Origin of the sequence: Ekhidna sp., assembly GCF_965212185.1 — a bacterium.
Classification (GTDB): Bacteria; Bacteroidota; Bacteroidia; order Cytophagales; family Cyclobacteriaceae; genus Ekhidna.
On the sequence record NZ_OZ243102.1, the window covers coordinates 299,104 to 317,675 of the forward strand.

General features: G+C 38.8%; 20 protein-coding genes. 9 read left to right on the plus strand and 11 right to left on the minus strand.

The genetic code is table 11. The features are described from left to right. Positions 1 to 36 precede the first annotated feature (36 nt). The 4 genes from ACOMC3_RS01305 to sucD form a co-directional block, all read right to left on the minus strand. Positions 37 to 1,485 carry a TonB family protein gene (locus ACOMC3_RS01305; RefSeq protein ID WP_420317715.1) on the minus strand — a complete coding sequence of 483 codons (1,449 nt, stop codon included), beginning with the start codon at positions 1,483 to 1,485 and terminating at the stop codon, positions 37 to 39. Beyond that, positions 1,482 to 1,844, minus strand: coding sequence for a BlaI/MecI/CopY family transcriptional regulator (locus ACOMC3_RS01310; RefSeq protein ID WP_348281962.1), 363 nt, complete (start codon positions 1,842 to 1,844; stop codon positions 1,482 to 1,484). Before ACOMC3_RS01310 ends, ACOMC3_RS01305 begins: the two co-directional genes overlap by 4 nt. A gap of 177 nt (positions 1,845 to 2,021) precedes the next feature. Further along, the gene (locus ACOMC3_RS01315) at positions 2,022 to 2,693 is read right to left on the minus strand and encodes a hypothetical protein (RefSeq protein ID WP_420317716.1); all 672 of its coding nucleotides are present in this window, start codon (positions 2,691 to 2,693) and stop codon (positions 2,022 to 2,024) included. A gap of 99 nt (positions 2,694 to 2,792) precedes the next feature. Next, positions 2,793 to 3,665, minus strand: a complete 873-nt coding sequence (sucD, locus tag ACOMC3_RS01320; RefSeq protein ID WP_420317717.1) for a succinate--CoA ligase subunit alpha — start codon at positions 3,663 to 3,665, stop codon at positions 2,793 to 2,795. Between the two features lie 358 nt (positions 3,666 to 4,023). Between sucD and ACOMC3_RS01325 the strand changes: the two genes are divergently transcribed. Genes ACOMC3_RS01325 through ACOMC3_RS01335 form a run of 3 tightly spaced genes read left to right on the plus strand, consistent with a single transcriptional unit; the run spans position 4,024 to position 6,792 of the window. Further along, positions 4,024 to 5,343, plus strand: a complete 1,320-nt coding sequence (locus ACOMC3_RS01325; RefSeq protein ID WP_420317718.1) for an HTTM domain-containing protein — start codon at positions 4,024 to 4,026, stop codon at positions 5,341 to 5,343. Next, positions 5,336 to 6,355, plus strand: a complete 1,020-nt coding sequence (locus ACOMC3_RS01330) for a threonine aldolase family protein (protein WP_420317719.1) — start codon at positions 5,336 to 5,338, stop codon at positions 6,353 to 6,355. Before ACOMC3_RS01325 ends, ACOMC3_RS01330 begins: the two co-directional genes overlap by 8 nt. Before the next feature lie 26 nt (positions 6,356 to 6,381). Beyond that, the gene (locus ACOMC3_RS01335) at positions 6,382 to 6,792 is read left to right on the plus strand and encodes a hypothetical protein (protein WP_420317720.1); all 411 of its coding nucleotides are present in this window, start codon (positions 6,382 to 6,384) and stop codon (positions 6,790 to 6,792) included. Here ACOMC3_RS01335 and ACOMC3_RS01340 read toward each other — a convergent pair. Beyond that, positions 6,789 to 7,673, minus strand: coding sequence for a DMT family transporter (locus ACOMC3_RS01340; RefSeq protein WP_420317721.1), 885 nt, complete (start codon positions 7,671 to 7,673; stop codon positions 6,789 to 6,791). The genes ACOMC3_RS01335 and ACOMC3_RS01340 overlap by 4 nt on opposite strands. 49 nt (positions 7,674 to 7,722) lie before the next feature. On the opposite strand from ACOMC3_RS01340, the gene ACOMC3_RS01345 reads away from it, so the two are divergent. Continuing rightward, positions 7,723 to 8,991 carry a replication-associated recombination protein A gene (locus ACOMC3_RS01345; RefSeq protein ID WP_420317722.1) on the plus strand — a complete coding sequence of 423 codons (1,269 nt, stop codon included), beginning with the start codon at positions 7,723 to 7,725 and terminating at the stop codon, positions 8,989 to 8,991. Here the strand turns inward: ACOMC3_RS01345 and ACOMC3_RS01350 are convergent. Continuing rightward, positions 8,988 to 9,758: a hypothetical protein gene (locus tag ACOMC3_RS01350; RefSeq protein ID WP_420317723.1), complete on the minus strand. Its 771-nt coding sequence runs from the start codon at positions 9,756 to 9,758 to the stop codon at positions 8,988 to 8,990. The two genes, ACOMC3_RS01345 and ACOMC3_RS01350, sit on opposite strands and share 4 nt — an antisense overlap. A gap of 66 nt (positions 9,759 to 9,824) precedes the next feature. Here ACOMC3_RS01350 and hutI point away from each other — a divergent pair, with 66 nt between their 5' ends. The 3 genes from hutI (at position 9,825) to ACOMC3_RS01365 (ending at position 12,972) form a co-directional block, all read left to right on the plus strand. After that, positions 9,825 to 11,042, plus strand: a complete 1,218-nt coding sequence (hutI, locus tag ACOMC3_RS01355) for an imidazolonepropionase (RefSeq protein WP_420317724.1) — start codon at positions 9,825 to 9,827, stop codon at positions 11,040 to 11,042. A gap of 1 nt (position 11,043) precedes the next feature. Next, the gene (gene hutG / locus ACOMC3_RS01360; protein ID WP_420317725.1) at positions 11,044 to 11,982 is read left to right on the plus strand and encodes a formimidoylglutamase; all 939 of its coding nucleotides are present in this window, start codon (positions 11,044 to 11,046) and stop codon (positions 11,980 to 11,982) included. A 63-nt stretch (positions 11,983 to 12,045) separates the two neighbouring features. Beyond that, on the plus strand, positions 12,046 to 12,972 hold the full coding sequence (locus ACOMC3_RS01365) for an aldo/keto reductase (protein ID WP_420317726.1): 927 nt from the start codon (positions 12,046 to 12,048) through the stop codon (positions 12,970 to 12,972). Positions 12,973 to 12,975: 3 nt separating this feature from the next. Here ACOMC3_RS01365 and ACOMC3_RS01370 read toward each other — a convergent pair whose 3' ends face one another. After that, complete coding sequence (locus ACOMC3_RS01370; RefSeq protein ID WP_420317727.1) at positions 12,976 to 13,353, minus strand: RidA family protein; 378 nt, start codon at positions 13,351 to 13,353, stop codon at positions 12,976 to 12,978. A gap of 62 nt (positions 13,354 to 13,415) precedes the next feature. Continuing rightward, positions 13,416 to 14,246 carry a mechanosensitive ion channel family protein gene (locus ACOMC3_RS01375; RefSeq protein WP_420317728.1) on the minus strand — a complete coding sequence of 277 codons (831 nt, stop codon included), beginning with the start codon at positions 14,244 to 14,246 and terminating at the stop codon, positions 13,416 to 13,418. Between the two features lie 187 nt (positions 14,247 to 14,433). Here ACOMC3_RS01375 and ACOMC3_RS01380 point away from each other — a divergent pair, with 187 nt between their 5' ends. Together ACOMC3_RS01380 and ACOMC3_RS01385 are read left to right on the plus strand one after the other, a co-directional pair. Beyond that, entirely contained in the window at positions 14,434 to 16,107 is a 1,674-nt protein-coding gene (locus tag ACOMC3_RS01380; protein WP_420317729.1) for an alanine/glycine:cation symporter family protein, read from the plus strand. Beyond that, entirely contained in the window at positions 16,088 to 17,281 is a 1,194-nt protein-coding gene (locus ACOMC3_RS01385) for an alpha/beta hydrolase-fold protein (RefSeq protein ID WP_420317730.1), read from the plus strand. The genes ACOMC3_RS01380 and ACOMC3_RS01385 overlap by 20 nt, the downstream gene beginning before the upstream one ends. On the opposite strand, the gene ACOMC3_RS01390 is transcribed toward ACOMC3_RS01385, so the two are convergent. From ACOMC3_RS01390 to ACOMC3_RS01400, 3 genes are all read right to left on the minus strand, one after another. After that, complete coding sequence (locus tag ACOMC3_RS01390) at positions 17,274 to 17,627, minus strand: MmcQ/YjbR family DNA-binding protein (protein WP_420317731.1); 354 nt, start codon at positions 17,625 to 17,627, stop codon at positions 17,274 to 17,276. The genes ACOMC3_RS01385 and ACOMC3_RS01390 overlap by 8 nt on opposite strands. Continuing rightward, entirely contained in the window at positions 17,617 to 18,066 is a 450-nt protein-coding gene (locus ACOMC3_RS01395) for an SRPBCC family protein (RefSeq protein WP_420317732.1), read from the minus strand. Before ACOMC3_RS01395 ends, ACOMC3_RS01390 begins: the two co-directional genes overlap by 11 nt. Positions 18,067 to 18,143: 77 nt before the next feature. After that, on the minus strand, positions 18,144 to 18,485 hold the full coding sequence (locus ACOMC3_RS01400) for a TfoX/Sxy family protein (RefSeq protein WP_420317733.1): 342 nt from the start codon (positions 18,483 to 18,485) through the stop codon (positions 18,144 to 18,146). Positions 18,486 to 18,572: the final 87 nt, after the last annotated feature.

The window sequence follows — 18,572 nt, forward strand, 5'->3', positions numbered from 1 at the left end:
ACAAAAAAAGCCCGTTATAATCGGGCTTAACTTATTCTAGCTTGGGAGTTTAAATGCTATATTCTGAATCAATTTTTGCCTAATAGTTTTTCCATTCACTTTGGCTGGAATCCACTTGGGTGAATTTGTCAATACTCGGAGTGCTTCTGCATCGCATCCTGCGCCAATACCTTTTACTACCTCAATGCTTGAAATGCTCCCATCTTCCTCTACAATAAATTGAATAAACACTCTCCCTTCCACACCAAGCCTACTTGCCTGTACAGGATATTTGAGGTTTTTACTAATATATTCATAAAATGCTTCAATACCTCCAGGGAAAGATGCAGAAACTTCAACTACAGTCTCTACACTCTCATCTTTAGTCTTTTCATATTTGATTTCGCTAATCAGTCTTTTGATTGTTTTCATATCATATGTCGTAGACTTTTTTTCACTTTGAACCATTTCTACATTGCGAAATTTTGAGTCTACAGTTTCAGCTACCATGGTGTATACTGTGTATAATTCCTTATACTTTTCTAAATCGTCGATTTTAGAGCCGTAAGGCAACCGATCTACAACGACCGTGAATTTATCATTTGGATATTCATTTCTTATGATCTCTAAGAATTGTTGTGTTTCTTGTGAATAATTTAATGCCACCATTTCATTATTTTCCAAGTATTCTTCACAGGCAAACATGGCTCCTGAGATGGCCACCAAAGTAGCAATACTCGCCACTTTCCAAATACTGATTTTCTTTTTCATCTTTTTCATAAAATTTAATCGGTTAAAAATAGGAGCGTCATCGAATGAACTGGCCAGGTTCATCCCATGCGCTTTCAAGGTGCAATGCACCAAGGTCTTAGCATATGTTTCGTTTTTGGTTTTCAAAGCATACTCATCTGCTTCAAATTCATGTACATCTTTTAATTCTTTGATCATCAACCAAATAGAAGGCAACCACCAAAATGGGATAGTAAGAAGGTGGAAAAAGAGCATGTCCAGCGAATGGAGTTTTTTGGCATGACCTAATTCATGCTGCACAATATCTCCTGGATTCTCGAAGTGAGAGGTGTCGATGAAAATCCATTTCATGAATGTAAAGCTGGTTTCCAGGTTTGGAAGCTCCCTTACTTCAATTCCATCTACGGTATTGATTTTACTGTTTTTTCGATAATGCAGGATTCTAACTATTCCAAATAAAAAGCGTGCAATGAATAGCAGCGTGATGACATAGAATATAATTTCATACCAAGATAAACTAGTTTCAACAGTACTTTGACCTACTTCAAACATGGGTAAAAATGTTGCTTCTAAGTTTACTACCGGTAAGGATGTACGTGTTGGAATTTCAATGAGAGGGATACTTAGGGAAAGCAGCGTAGACCCAATCAGAAAAAATCGAAGAAATTCAAGTTGTGTTTCTTTAGATAGCATCAGTTTATAGATGCCAAAAAATAATAGGTGTAGGATTGAAAATTCTACGATATAAATAATCATGATTGGTCTTTTTTCAGTTCATCCAATAGTTTCTCAAGGTCACGTACGCTCATTTCCTTCTCCTTGGTAAAGAAGGATACCAGGTCTTTGTAAGACCCACTGAAATACTTGTCTACAAATCGATTGAGGTATTTCTTGCTGTAGTCTTCCTTGTCAATCAAAGGATAATACTGATGTGATTTTCCGAAAGCTTCATAGCCCACAAATCCTTTCTTTTCCATAATCCTGATAAGTGTGGAAATGGTATTGTAGGCTGGTTTAGGATCATCGTATTCCTCTACAATCTCTTTGACAAACGCTTTTTCAAGTTGCCATAGAATCTGCATGATCTCTTCTTCCGCTTGCGTAAGTGGCTTCATATATCCTTTAACTAATAACTTAGTTTCAAAACTAAACATTTAGTTTAAAGATGCAAATTATTTTGAACTAAATTTTTAGTTAGCATTTTCCTAATCCTTAAATTGAAGGATTAATTATCTAATAGAGTAGCAATATGGACTCTAAACATTATGTTAGTCTGGAATCTTGATCTCCAATTAGTTGTCGGAAAGTGGTTTGATTATAGCATTAAAAGAGCCATTTAAAACCAAAGAGTCATTTTCGTAAGGATTGTTGTTTTTTAGTTTATATGCGATTTGCTTGAAACTGCCCTTTAATCTGATCGCTTGATCAATTTCAAATTTTGATTGTAAATATTTATTATTTGTTTCTACTATTACGGAATCCAGATTAAAAACCCCGAAATTTGGATTGTAATTGTTTATAGAAGGATTGTAATCATTATAATAACTCCTTTCGTATTCGTCTAGATAATTAACAGTCACTGTTCTGCTAGTATCACCAATGTATTTTCGACTGTTCCAGTTTCCAATATGAAGTAGTGAAGCGAGCTCTTCAACAGATGAAGTTTCATTGATGTTTTTAGACTCGGATTGACTTAAATTCAGAGTAACACTGAGGACGGTATAGTCTTCATTTTGAAAGCTAAAAGTATAGCTCTTAGGCGAGTCTGCGTTTGAACTCCAAAAAGTGCCCCCATACCCATCTTGATCAACTCGAATTTCTTCTCCATCATTTATTCTGTACAAGGCATATACAGAGTCGGAAGCATTAAATGCTAATTCATCATTTTCATCGATTTGTACCTTATCTTCATAAGATTCACATGCGAACAATAAAGTGAATAAGATTATAACTGAAAATCTCATAAGGGTTTCTTTTAGTGACAGCAATAATACAGTTAGGTTTCTTTTAAAAGAAAAAAAGCCCCAGTTTGGGGCTTTAATTATTCAATGTCAAATTCTTAATTAGCTGAGTGCCTTCTTCATTACCGCTCCAATATCAGCTGGAGAGTCTACCACATGTAGCCCACATTCTCCCATGATCCTCATTTTTGCTTCAGCAGTATCATCTTTTCCGCCAATAATGGCACCAGCGTGTCCCATTCTTCTTCCCGGAGGAGCTGTCTGGCCTGCAATGAATCCAACCACTGGCTTTTTATTTCCATTTTCCTGAATCCATTTTGCAGCATCAGCTTCATATGATCCACCGATTTCACCAATCATCACGATCCCATCAGTTTCAGGATCTTCCATCAACATCTGCACAGCTTCTTTCGTAGAAGTTCCAATAATTGGATCTCCACCAATACCGATAGCTGTAGAAATACCCATTCCAGCTTTCACCACCTGATCAGCGGCTTCATAGGTTAGTGTTCCAGATTTAGATACAATACCAACTTTTCCTTTTTTGAATACAAAGCCAGGCATGATACCCACTTTCGCTTCTTCAGGAGTGATGACTCCAGGACAGTTTGGACCTACCAAAACTGCACCTCTTGATTTAGCATAAGGCTTGGCACTCATCATATCTTTCACAGGTATACCTTCAGTAATCGTAACAATTACTTTGATTCCAGCATCAGCAGCTTCCATGATGGCATCAGCAGCAAATGCAGGTGGAACGAATATAATGGTAACATCAGCTCCAGTTTCATCAACAGCTTCCTGCACTGTATTGAAAACAGGTTTGTCAAGATGAGTTTGTCCACCTTTGCCTGGTGTAACACCACCTACAACGTTGGAACCATACTCAATCATCTGACCTGCGTGAAAAGTACCTTCAGAGCCTGTGAAACCCTGTACGATGATTTTAGAATCTTTATTTACAAGAACACTCATTTCTATTAGATTTTCCGCAAAAATATATGATTAAATCTGTCTACCAATTACTTATTCAATTTGCTTCGCATTAAAAGGAGCCTATTGCTCAATAGTAATTGATTTAATATAAAATTTCTTTCCGGTTTTGAATCGTTTGGCATGCTTTTGGCATTTTCCCACTCCATCATATCATTACGGTTTGGTAAACTTTCGATGAGCATGATAATCTGTTAGTTAAACATTGTTAATAGCCAAAACCTCAAGTGATGGCACTCGTAAGAAATAAGTAAGTAATTAATCCTCTTCATATTTACTTAGGTTTAGAATTAAGGAGCTTTCGGGCTCCTTTTCTATTTTCACAGTCTAAACACTAAGTATGCTCACCTCAATTCGTACTTTTTTTGGCACTGAAGTAGACAATAGCCCTCTGGTCTTTTTCCGAATGGTCTTTGGATTTCTGGCTGCTGCAGAAAGTTTTGGAGCGATTTTGACGGGTTGGGTGGATAAAGCATTTATTAAACCCGATTTTACATTCACTGTTATTGGCCTTGAATGGCTGCAGCCTCTTGATGGAAATGGTATGATTTACTATTTCATTGTGATGGGCATTGCTGCGCTTTGCATCATGCTGGGCTTGTTTTATAGAACTTCTACATTCGTTTTTTTTAGTATGTGGGCGGTGGTGTATATAATGCAGAAATCGCATTATAATAATCACTACTATTTACTTGTGTTACTAAGTGCAGCCATGATGCTATTACCAGCTCATAAGAGTCATTCATTAGATGCAAAGTGGGGATTGACCATTTCAAAAGAGACCTGCGCAAGAATTTGTCATTGGTTTTTTATTCTGCAAATTCTAATTGTCTATGTATACGCGAGTATTCATAAAATGCATTGGGATTGGTTGGAGGCTCGCCCACTGGAAATTTGGTTTAATCAAAAATCAAACTATTGGCTGATTGGATCATTGCTTCAAGAAAGGTGGTTTCAATATATCATTGCATGGGGGGGAGTGCTTTATGATGGAATGATCGTTTTCCTTCTGCTCTATCCTAAGACCAGAAAGTTGGGGTTCGCTTTATCCATCTTTTTTAACCTCTTCAATTCTTTTGTATTCCGAATTGGGATATTTCCATACCTAATGATAGGTCTTACCGTATTTTTCTTTCCACCCGAAACAATACGAAATATCTTTTTTAAGAAGAAGCCTAAAACATATCCAATCAGAAAAAAACTTTCTCTTGGATGGGCATATGTGCTATCCATATATTTTTTAATTCAAATTGCACTTCCTCTCCGTCATCATTTTATTGATGGAGATGTATCATGGACAGAGGAGGGCCACAGGCTTTCCTGGCGGATGATGTTGCGAGTAAAATCTGGTTACACTCAAGTTTTTGTTGAGGATAAAGCGACAAAAGAACGGAAGAGGATTAATCTTAATAAATATCTTACCCGTGATCAGGAATCCTCAGTTTCTGTTCAGCCAGATATGATTTGGCAATTGGCTCAGCATTTGAAGAAAGAATTAGAAGCGCAAGGGAAGGAAATTGCAGTATTTGTGGATGCCAGTGTTTCGCTTAATGGACATAAACGGAAAGCATTAATTGATAAGAATGTGGATTTGGCTCGTGTTCCCTGGGATACCTTTGGGCATTCAGATTGGATCTTAACTTACGATACTTATGATTGATTTACGAAGCGATACCATAACAAAACCAACACCTGAAATGCTGGAGGAAATGATGTCTGCCAAGGTAGGAGACGATGTTTTTGGTGATGATCCAACGGTTAATGCACTACAAAGGAAAATTGCTGATCTGTTTGGTATGGAGGATGCTCTTTATTGTCCTTCGGGCACTATGACGAATCAAATTGCGATGCGCACTCTTACTCGACCGCAAGATGAAGTTATTTGCCACAAACATTCGCATGTTTATTTATATGAGGGAGGTGGTATGATGTACAATTCGATGGTATCACCCAAACTGTTGGAAGGCGACCGTGGGAGAATTACTGCTGATCAAATAGTAGAAAGCATAAATCCGGATGATATCCATTTTCCTAATAGCAAGTTGGTAGTTCTAGAGAACACCATGAACAAAGGTGGTGGCTCTATTTATGATATCGATGAAATTCAGAGAATCAGAAAAGTCTGCGACAATAATGGGCTGAAGTTGCACTTAGATGGTGCCCGTTTTTTTAATGCGATTGTTAAGACAGGGGAGGAGCCATCTCAATATGGAAGGTTGTTTGATTCAATTTCTATTTGTTTTTCCAAAGGCCTTGGAGCTCCTGTAGGTTCCGTTCTATTAGGTACCAAAGATCAAATCAAAGAAGCCAGGAGAGTTCGCAAGGTTTTTGGCGGAGGAATGAGGCAAGCGGGTTATTTAGCAGCAGCATGTATTTACGCATTGGATTATCATGTCGTTCGATTAGCAGAGGATCATAAACGTGCTCAAAATATTGGTCAAATCCTGCAGGAACTTTCGTTTGTAGAAGAGGTCATGCCCGTTGATACCAACATTGTGATTGGAAAATTGGAGGAGGGAAAATCTGAAAAATGGTTTTTAGAGGAGCTTGAAAAACGAGATGTCTTGGCGGTTGGTTTTGGCAAAGGATTGGTGCGATTTGTTACTCATTTAGATTTTAGTGATGAAGATCTCGATCAATTTTCAAAGTCGATTCGCACAATTATTGCTTAATCATCGTTATTTTTAAAAATACGCACATGAAGATTTTACCCTCACTTGTCTTTATGATAATGGTGTTCACATCTTGCTCTTCTGATGGTCCAATAAATATGGATCAGGAGGTGATAATTAGTCAGTCCCTTTACAACCAAACTAATACGGATAGCTATACCATTGAAAATGCTGCAATCGATGGAGATTTATTGATTTTAACCATCCAATCTTCAGGCTGTGATGGTAGTGACTGGGTGATAAAATTGATTGACTCTGGAGCCATCGCCGAATCTTACCCTGTTCAACGCTTTGGAAAAATCGCTTTGGAAAATGAAGAGCTATGCGATGCAATTGTTTCCAGAGAATATTCAATTGATATATCCTCTCTTCGTGTTGAAGATCAACTGTATTTAAATCTGGAAGGCTGGGAGGGCCAACTTCATTATAAGTTTTAAGTCTGTTGCTTTTTAGTAACAAGATAAACCCCCGAAAACACAAAAAGAGCAGCCACAAGATGCTTTAGAAGAAATATTTCTTCAAAAAATAAGATGGCAGTGAGCGTGGCAAATATTGGTTGTAAATAAATAAAAGCACCCACCACCGAAGAATCAACTTTTACCAGTGTCCATGCATTTAAGAAATAAACAACAACGGTAACGATAATGATAGCATAGCCCATACTCCACCAAACCTTGGAAGGAAGTGCTCCAAGATCGACAGATGTAGCTTGAGTGAACCCTATAGGTACAACAAATAGAATAGCGATTGTAAATACCCAGGTGACAACAGTCATTGGGTTATATTTTTTCATGAGAGGTTTTACAATGACTAAATAACAGGCATAGCTAGCACCATTAATTAAAACCAATACATCGCCTCTCCAGTCTCCTGATGTAAGGAGCTTGTCAGGTTGATAGAGAATGATGATCGCACCAAATAGACCTAGTGTTACTCCCAATACCTTTCTCTTAGTAATGGACTCTCCCACTAGAAGTGATGCCCAAATAAGAACCAACACAGGTGTGAGTGTCATTATGATACTGCCATTAACTGCAGATGTTAGGCTAATTCCTTTGTAAAAAAGTAATTGATTAACGGCTACACCTGTCAATGCACAAAGGCCAAGAGTCAGACCATCTGCTTTCCAATCTATCTTCTCTCTTTTAAAGGAGTGGATCATCCAAAAAATGGCAGAGGCGATGATCACCCGAAAAACGATGAAGCCATATGGCCCAACATAATCGGGTACTACTATTTTAAGTACGCTATAGTTTATGCCATAGAAGAGGCTGACAAAGGCAAGGGCACCATATGTTTTTATAACGGACCAGTTCACGGTTGCAAATGTATGTTGAGAGGGAAAGGAGTTTTCTTATTTTTAAAAAATGTTTCAAGATCAATCACCATTAGCAGAACGTATGCGCCCGTCTAAACTATCAGATCTGGTGGGTCAAGAACATTTAGTTGGTGAAAATGGTGTTTTAAGAAGGGCTATAAATTCAGGTCAGGTACCGTCAATGATACTGTGGGGACCACCCGGAACAGGCAAAACAACGATTGCCAATATCATTGCCAATGAGGTAAAGCGACCATTTCACACTTTGAGTGCAATAAGCGCAGGAGTTAAAGAAGTACGGGAAGTAATTCAATTAGCCAGTAGAGGCAACAAAGCAATTCTCTTCATAGATGAGATACACCGATTCAACAAAGCACAACAAGATGCACTTCTTGGTGCAGTTGAGAAAGGAACCATCACCTTAATAGGTGCAACAACAGAGAATCCGAGTTTTGAGGTAAACTCAGCATTGATATCAAGATCCCAGGTATACACACTAAATGCATTAACAAAAGAAAACTTGCTGATGCTGGTTGAGAAAGCACTTCAGCAAGATGAAGAACTGAAAAAAGACGAGGTTGTACTTAAAGAAACGGAAGCTCTTTTTAACCTTTCTGGAGGAGATGGGCGAAAGCTCTTGAATTTATTGGAACTTGTTATCAAAAGTGATGATGGGAAACAAAAGATCATCACAGATGAGAAAGTGATTGCTGCGGCACAACGTAAAACGGTCCTTTACGATAAGAAAGGAGAAATGCATTATGATGTCATTTCTGCATTTATCAAATCCATTCGAGGAAGTGACCCAAATGCTGCTGTTTACTATTTAGCGCGAATGATTGAAGGAGGAGAGGATGTCAAATTTATTGCCAGACGATTGGTAATACTGGCATCAGAGGATATTGGAAATGCGAATCCTACTGCATTAGTGATGGCTACCAATGCCTTCCAAGCAGTGAATATGATCGGTTACCCTGAGTCACGAATCATACTTTCACAATGTGTGACCTATTTAGCGTCATCACCAAAAAGCAATGCCAGCTATATGGCCATCAATCAGGCACAATCCCTGGTTCAGAAAACGGGTGATCTCCCGGTTCCAATGGCCATTCGTAATTCACCCACCAAACTCATGAAAGACCAGGGGTATGGGCAAGGGTATAAATATGCCCACGATCATCCCATGAATTTTGCTGATATGGAATTTTTACCAGATGAAATCAAAGGCATGAAGCTTTATGATCCGGGACAGAATGCTAGAGAAGAAGAATTGAGAAAGTTTTTGAAAGCAAGGTGGAAAGAGAAGTATGGGTATTAAATCTTAAAAGCTACTCCAAACTTCAAAACCAGCAAATCAGTAGTTGACTCACGTGGATCTGTTTCGTAGGATAAATTATCACCGGATACTGTTTCTCTATCATACGAATTTGGATCACCGTTAAATTCTATTGTCCATGACGATGTATCATCTCCATCGAAATACTTTGTTCGCTGGCCCTTGAAAAAGTCTGCTCGTAAATCGATAAATACACTTGGTCCTATTTTTATTAGAAAACCACCACCATAGCCATAGCTAAATATCCAGTCGTCTAAAACAGTCTTTCTAGTTATCACGTCACTATCATCATCGTCAGCCCACTGTTGGTCATCCGATCGGTCAATGATTTTTGTGTTAGTAGAGATGTATCGAAAGCCAATCAAACCTTCTACATAAGGCTGAATCAATTCAAAGGGTGCGACTGCTCTCATAAAAAGGTGAGTACCAAATATGCTGTTAGTATTCGTTACTCTAAGGGGAATAACCAATTGATCTATTATCTGTCCATTGGCAACAATATCAGCGGATAAATCATAATCTCGTGAATTAAGCCCATAGACCATGTAATTAATATCTCCACCAAGATAAATTGGTGTTCCTTTTTGAAAAGGAAATGCGAAAGATAGATCGCCTCCAAAACCGGTAGCATCTGTATTCTCTCTGAATTCATTTTGAGGCAAGCCAAAAGCTAGAGAAAGACTACCCATTTGGGCAAAAGAAGATCCGGTAATTAAAATAATTAATAATGAAGTGATGAGTTTTTTCATGATGGGTGTGGTTCGTGATACTTTAGCAAAAATCGTAACTTTTGTAATCATTTCAATTTTCGTACCATGTCGAAACTTATCGGACCATTCAAAGAGATATTGACTTTATCACGCACACCCGAAAAAGGTGCTCTGGCTGATTCTAGCTTAGATATTATTAAAAATGGTGGAGTATTAATTGAGGGTAAAAAAATTTTGGAAGTAGGGGATTTTAATGATCTCAGGAAGAATGATGTCACGATAGAAGAAATTGAGGGGAGTCATGTGTTGCTTCCCGGATTCATTGATTGTCACACCCATTTGGTGTGGGGAGGTACCCGGGCAAGGGACTACACCCTTCGCATGTCTGGAGAGTCTTATGAAAAGATATTAGAACAAGGTGGTGGAATCTTCGATTCTGTAGAAAAAACTAGAGCGGCTACTAAAGAAGAGCTAAAAACTGGTCTCATTAAAAGAGCAAAACGTCATCTAAAAGATGGTATCACAACCATAGAAGTCAAAAGTGGATATGGGCTTGATGTTGAAAATGAATTGAAAATACTGGAGGTGGTAAAAAACGCGAAAGGTGATATCGAGGCGGATTTGATACCCACCTGTCTTGCTGCACATGTGTGTCCCAAAGAATTTACTAACAAGAAGGAATTCTTGGAGTATTTGGAGAAGGAACTGCTTCCAAAATTGATAGAAAAAGATCTTGCTAATCGTGTCGATATTTTTGTTGAGCCTTCAGCATTTCCGGTTGAAATAGCGAAAGACTACATGTCTGCGGCCAAAAAGCTAGGATTCGATCTAACGATTCACGCGGATCAATTCCACACTGGAGGTAGTCAGATAGCTGTAGAACTAGGTGCACGAAGCGCTGACCATTTGGAGGCTAGCACGGAAATGGAAGTGGAGATTTTAGCCAAATCTGATACTGTTGCTGTTGCATTACCTGGTGCATCTATAGGTTTAGGGATGCAATTCACTCCAGCAAGAAAACTATTGGACGCAGGAGCATCGTTAGCCATATCGACAGACTGGAATCCAGGTTCCGGACCAATGGGAGATCTGTTGGTTCAGGCGGCAATTCTGGGCATCTACGAGAAGCTTAGCTCAGCTGAAATATTTTCAGGCATCACATTTCGAGCAGCTAATGCTCTAGGATTGAATGATAGAGGTCGACTGGCAGAAGGAATGAAAGCAGATATGATCGCTTTTCCTGTAGACGATTATAGAGAAATACTATACAATCAAGGAAAGATCAAACCAGATATGGTTTGGAAAAACGGTAAACAGATTTAATATGTACAGACCAGGGAATCAATCCATTTGGAAAGGAAGACAAGATCCAGGTTCAACGAAAGATTTATGGCATCAGATAACTCAGACAGGAGATCTCAATGCAGAAATCCCCCAGGGCTTTTGTTTTCTTGGCTTTTGTTCTGATGTGGGGGTGAAGCGTAATTTGGGAAGAACTGGTGCTGTAGATGGGCCTGATGCAATCCGTAAAGCAATGGTCAATTTAGCCGTCCATTTTAATGAAAATACACGACTGACAGATGTTGGAGATGTGGTGGTGAGCGGAGAACAATTAGAGAATGCACAAAAGGAATTTGCTCGATATGTGGAAGCGATGGTCAAAGCGGGATCTTTTCCAATCCTTCTGGGAGGAGGACATGAAATTAGCTATGCTCATGGCAAAGGGGTACTGGATAGCTTTCAAGGTCAGAAGGTAGGAATGATCAATTTTGATCCACATTTTGACTTACGACAGTATCCTCAGGGGCCGCACTCGGGAAGTTGGGCAAATCAACTGTTTGAGGAGTATAGCAACTTTCATTATCTGCCCATCGGAATTAATGAAGCTGTAAATATTGCTTCTATGTTTGAGTTGATGCGTGAAAAAGACCAATCATTCATTTCTATGGAAGAATTGCTTGAGGAGTCAGAAGAGGATCTACAGGCACGTATTAATTTTTTCATTGATCAAATGGATAAGGTCTGCATTACTTTAGATCTTGATGTTTTTTCTGCAGGAATTGCACCGGGCGTTAGTGCCGTTAACCCATATGGTGCATTGCCACATCATATAAAGCCATTAATAAGCCAAATTCTTCAATCAGAAAAGCTGGTCAGCTTTGATGTAGCAGAAATGAGTCCCAAATATGATGATGGTCGCACTGCAAAACTGGCGGCCAGCTTTGTTTATGATGTTGTTACATCAAGATACCTCACTGAATAATACAGGTATTAGATTCATTTTTTGAGGTGTTGTTTAATTGTGGTTGTTTTAATTTTAATAGCCATGAAATTGAAAAATCGCTTTTTATCAAGAAGAAAAGCCCTTGAGCATATTGCAGTAGGATGTGTTGCAATGGGAATACCAAAACTTGTCTTCTCACAAACAACCCAAATGATGAAAAGAGTTATTCCATCTTCTGGCAAGACAATTGGGGTAGTGGGCCTTGGTACCTGGCAAACATTTGATGTTGGCAATTCATCTTCAGCGAGAGAACCATTGAAGGGAGTATTAAGAGCGCTGGTTGAAGGGGGAGGAAGTGTCATTGATTCATCTCCAATGTATGGTTCGTCAGAAAAGGTTGTTGGAGATTTGTCTGACGAACTGGGAATCAAAAATGATCTTTTCTATGCGACAAAAGTTTGGACAACAGGAAAGCAATCAGGTATCAATCAAATGAATGCTTCAATGCATAAAATGAAGGCCAACCCAATGGATTTGATGCAAATTCATAATCTTCAGGATTGGAAAACACATATCAAGACACTTTATGATTGGAAGGATAGAGGTCTAATTCGACACATTGGAATTACTCATTATGTAAATAGCGCACACGATGATTTGGAACGGATTATAAAGTCTGAAAAGATTGATTTTGTACAAGTCAACTATTCCATAATCGATCGCAATGCAGAAAAGTCTTTATTGCCAGTTGCAAAAGATCAGGGTGTGGCCGTCCTAACCAACCGGCCCTACGCGGGAGGCTCCTTGTTTAGAAAGACAAGTGGACAACAATTACCTGAGTGGGCTGACGAGTTTGATTGTAAAAGCTGGGGTCAGTTTTTTCTGAAATACTTACTAGCCAATGATGCAGTCACCTGCGTTATTCCAGGTACATCGAAGGAAAAGCATATGATTGACAATATGGCCGCTGGATATGGAAGATTGCCAAATGAGAATCATAAAAAAAAGATGGTAAATTTTATTAATTAGAAGCTAAGAAATTATTGCGGTCGCTTCAATTTCAATAAGCATATCTTTTTTGATTAATGAGCTAACTTCTACCATCGTAGTTGCAGGTTTAATTTCACCAAAAAATTCACCATGAGCTTTACCTATGGCGGCCCATTGAGCAATATCCGTAACAAACATTCTGGTACGAATCACATCTTCCATCTTCCCACCTCCTTTTTCCAGGGCTTCTTTGATGATTTCAAGACAAATCTTCGTTTGCTCGTACGCATTATCTCCTGCCGTTTTTCCATCACGAACAGGAGCGGTTCCCGATACTTCAATCGTATTGCCAATACGCACTGCTCTGGAGTATCCAACTTCATTTTCCCATGGTGCTCCGGATGGAATGTTTTGCCTCATCTAATAAAAATAAAAAAAGTCCGAATCTAAAACGGACTTTTAAGACTTTATTCCTTCAAAAATTAATTGTCTTTGTGAACATGTACGTCCATTTGCGGGAATGGAATATTCAATCCAACTTCATTGAATTTATTATAGATCCGCTCATTCATATCAAATTTCAGAGGCCAATAGTCGGTAGCTTCAACCCATAGTCTGACGGTGAAATTCACCGAACTATCTGCTAATTCTGCTAAGGCAATAAAAGGTTCAGGATCTTTTAAAATTCTGTCATCTGCATTGATGAGTTCCATCAATGTTTCCCTCGTTTTTTCGGTGCTGTCACCATAGCCGACACCTACTGTAAGGTCCAATCTTCTTCGTGGCTCTGTTGAATAATTCGTAAGTGATGAGTTTGCCAAAGGCCCATTCGGGATTATGATCGTTTTATTATCAGGTGTCTTTAAGATGGTATGAAAGATTTGTATTGCGTGGACTGTCCCTGAATGATTTGGAGTATCAACCCAATCACCCACTTTAAATGGTTTTATAAGTAGAATTATGACTCCTCCAGCAAAATTTTGAAGTGTCCCTTGAAGAGCCAAGCCTATTGCCAAACCAGCAGCTCCCAATACTGCTACAAAGCTTGTAGCTTCTATGCCTACCATTCCGATGACTGAAATAAACAGCATCACTTTTAGCGCAGCGGAAATCAATGACTTAAGAAAGGGTCGTAGCGATGGATCAACGTCTCGTTTTTGCATGGTTTTGGAAATTCCACGAGTAATGATGCCTATGATCCATAAACCAATTAGTAGTGTGACAATTGCGGCAATCACTTTTGGCCCCCAGGTCATAATAATGTCTATTGCAATTTGAGTGTATTTAGATGCTTCAGAAGTAACTTCTTCCATGTCGATGTTAGGTTTTGAATTTGAAAATTTCTTTTGAAAAGATACGAAAAAAGTGCCTTTCAGGACTTTCTTATCCCATCTATGTAACATGCTTCATATTGAAATGTTCCAGGTAAGGCTTGATTCATTAAAAAAGTTATTTTTGTCGGATTGCGAAAATCGAATTTCTGAAATCAAAACCTGATTCATGCGAGAATTAAACAATTTTCTTTCCTTAATAGATAGTTACATTGGTAGCTCAGCCTGGTTTCCATACGCACTTCTGGGAACTGGACTTTTCTTTACCATTTATTTAAAATTTCCCCAAATACGCTATTTCCGATTTGCCTTTAAAGTGGTTAAAGGAAAATTTGATAAGGAAGATGATGAAGGAGACACCAATCATTTTCAAGCACTTACCACTGCTTTATCCGGTACAGTTGGAACAGGTAATATTGCCGGGGTAGCATTAGCCGTTCATATTGGAGGACCTGCTGCTGTTTTCTGGATGCTTATGACAGCTGCTGTAGGTATGTGTACCAAATTTGTGGAGGTAACTCTCTCCCATAAATACAGAGAAAAAACTGCAGATGGTACAATGGCCGGAGGCCCTATGTACTACATGAAGAATAAGCTGAATATGGGTTGGCTGGCAGCCATTTTTGCAGGCGCAACTGTCCTTTCTTCTTTTGGCACAGGTTCCCTACCTCAGATAAACAGTATTGCAGATTCACTGAATGCGACATTCGGTTTTGATGAAATGCTTGTAGGAGGAGTGCTTGCCGTACTTCTTGGGTTGGTTATCATAGGAGGAATTAAACGAATCGCAGCGGTTACTTCACGTTTGGTGCCAGCAATGGCTTTAATCTACTTCATTGGAGCATTTGCGGTAATCTTCTATAATATCGGAAATATTGTTCCTTCATTTGTATCAATTTTTGCAGATCTATTTACCGGATCCGCTGCTACTGGGGGATTCCTTGGAGCATCTATCGCATTTGCCTTTAATAAAGGCGTGGGTAGAGGATTGTTTTCCAATGAAGCCGGTCAGGGTAGTGCCCCTATTGCACATGCTGCAGCCAAAGGTCACGAACCGGTCTCTGAAGGTTTTGTGGCCATCCTGGAGCCTTTCATTGACACGATTGTTATATGTACTGTGACCGCACTTGTTCTTTTATCATCCGGTGTTTGGAATGAGAAATTGTCGAATGAATTCGATTACACGGACATGAGCATTGTTGAAGGGATTTATTCCGACGCAACCGATGCAGGAAAGCAGGAGCTATATGGACATATTAGCCAAACAAATGCACTGCCACTATTTAATGGTTCACTTAATGTAGTTGATGGCGAAATACTAAATGAAGTATCTATTATCAACGCTAGATCTTTAGCCGAAGAGGTAAGTATTCTTAAAAATGGAGAGCCTGTAACAGGAGCTGTCAATATTATTAATGGAAAACCTGAAAGTCTGGAATTAGTATTTCAAGGAAAATCATTGGTTCACAGTGCACCACTCACAGCTGAAGCATTTACACGTAGTTTCTTTGGCGAATCAGGAAAGTACATCGTTTCAATCGGATTGCTATTGTTTGCTTTTAGTACGGCAATTAGTTGGTCATACTATGGTGATCGAGCCATGACATATCTATTTGGACCAAAATCAGTGAAGTATTACCGATTGGTCTATGTTGTAGCTTTCTTCATTGCATCCTTTGCCGATACAACAATTATATGGACACTTTCCGGGATTACGATTGCAGTCATGACATTGCCAAACTTGTTTGGTATCCTAATGCTTAGAAAAGACATGAAGCAAACCATTGCAGAATATTGGGATGGTTTTAAGAAAGAATTTCCGGATGAGAAAACACCTGAGTAAATTATTTTATTTATTGACGATCTTGCTTGCTTTTGGATGTAAGCAGGATCGACCGGTACTTGAAGAGGAAAAAGAAATAAATAGCTTTTCAGAATTGATAGAAGCGGTATCTCTTTCAGACTCTACTGATCAATATGCATTAGTTGAAGCCTTTCTGGATTCATTGGAAGCACCACACATAGAAGAAGATACCATTGTTTACTTCTTCTACTTTGGTAAGGCTTCACAAGTTCAGATTGCTGGAGATTTTACGGGCTGGAATCCAACAGGAAAGCAGTTCACGCAATTAAGAGACACAGACCTTTGGTATCGAATGGAAACATTCGAGCGAAATGCAAGGCTGGATTACAAACTGGTAATTAATGGCTCCAATTGGATCTTAGATCCAAATAATCCAAATCGTATTGGCGGAGGATTCGGCTCCAATTCGGAATTAGCAATGCCAGAATATGAGCAGCCGGAAGAAATACAATCAAGAGAAGGGATTGATAAGGGGACTGTTTCAGAAATCCAGATTACTAGCTCTGCTACCGGTAAGACCTACACGGTTCATATTTATCTACCAGCTGCTTATTCTGAATCGGGTGAATATCCAGTTGCTTATTTTCAGGATGGTTCTGACTATCTCAACTTAGCGAGCTCAAAGAATGTGTTGGATAACCTGATTGCAGATGAAAGAATTGTTCCGACTATTGGAGTGTTTGTCGTTCCTAATGACAGAAACGTAGAATATGCTTTTGACGATAGATTCAAGTACACAGACTTTTTTGTGAATGAACTGGTACCTCATATTGATAGCAACTATGGCACATTACAAATAGCAGACTCAAGAGCTGTAATTGGGGATTCCTATGGGGGAAACATTTCGGCAATCATCGCATTTCAAAACCCTAACGTTTTTGGTAATTGCGGCATCCATTCAGGAGCATTTCAGCCAAATAATTTCCACACGAATGGAATAGTGATGGATGGTGAGAAGAAAGCAATCAAAGTAGCTACAATTTGGGGTACTTATGAGGGAAGCTCACTACCTCCTAATATGAGAAAGATAAAAGATTATCTAATTGAAACGGGATATGATGTAGTCTGGAAGGAACTTCCTGAAGGTCATAGTTGGGGACTATGGAGAGCAACAACCGATGACATGTTGGAATTTTTCTTTCCGTTTAATTAAGAGCCGTTATTGATGCTTGCACCTTTTTAGGTAATTTGTTTTTTATCAACTCATAAGAATTATCCAAGATCCTCTTCCAATCACTTTCCGGAATGATCCCAATGTCATCAATTGCGATCCATTTGTATCTGGCGAGGTAAGGCGCTGCTCTCATACCCAGCTGATGCTGCATCAACTCAAAGTCTTCATCGCTGACTTTAAATGATGCATTAATCGGTGTTTGATCTAATCCGAAGATGGCAAACATTTTTTCTGCGACCATAAACGTTAGATGATCACCCCATTTCATTCCTTCCGTCACTCCGGGTTTTTGGAGACAGTACTCTCGAATGCTTTCAATTTCCATATTGAGGTCTGCCTTCAGCAAAGGACTTAAAATCCTCCATGAAAATCATTGTTTGCTTTTTAAATGGTTTTATACCCATGAAAAAGGCCATGAGTTTCATGAAACCTGAAAACTTAAATTCTGCTTCTGAAATCCAACGGGTTTTATCACCCTCGTCTTTGAAATAGTTTTTTTGAATATTCACAGCTCCTTTTGTTGTAAAATTGGCATGAAATTCATCTGGAAGCTGACGAAAAGTGATGGTTTCAATCAATTCCATCTTTCTTTTTCCAAAGTCATATTTAATGATTGATTCAGCTCCAGGTTTTCCTGGCTCGCCGGAAATGTGATCAAAACTCACAAACCCTTTTTGCCAATATTTCATGTTGTCAGGATTGTCAAAAAATTTAATAACCTCATCCCGTGGTTTATCAATTACAATCTCACATGCGTATTTCATAGTAGTTTACTTTAGGTTAGTGATCGATTGCTATCAAAAAGTTAGTGAGTATTTAGGAAAAATACCCACTGGAGGAGTCACTTCTTCTTAGACGATTTAGCCTCTTTATTAAATTCCAGGCACTGATCTACCCATTTGTTGAGCTCAGAATCATTATCCCAACCTTCGGGATTTACATATAAATACCCTTTCATGGGACGTTTAGTAAAATCCATGATTCTTGCATTAGATTTCTTAAGTAATTGATCATATGCATCTGGACCGACCCGTGCCATTAGATCATCCTTTATGACCCCAATACGCATCTTGTCATCTACCATTATGCAAAGCCCTCCCATCATTTTCTTCTCTTCGAATGAGATTTTTCGAGCATTTAATGCATTTCTCAATCTATCAGCCAGGTATTCATTGTATGCCATAACTAAGTATTTTTTGATATGAAATAATTGAAGCTAGTGTTTTCTTAATGAAAGTGTTTAAGGAGACCGTTGAAAAATGGTTGTTCA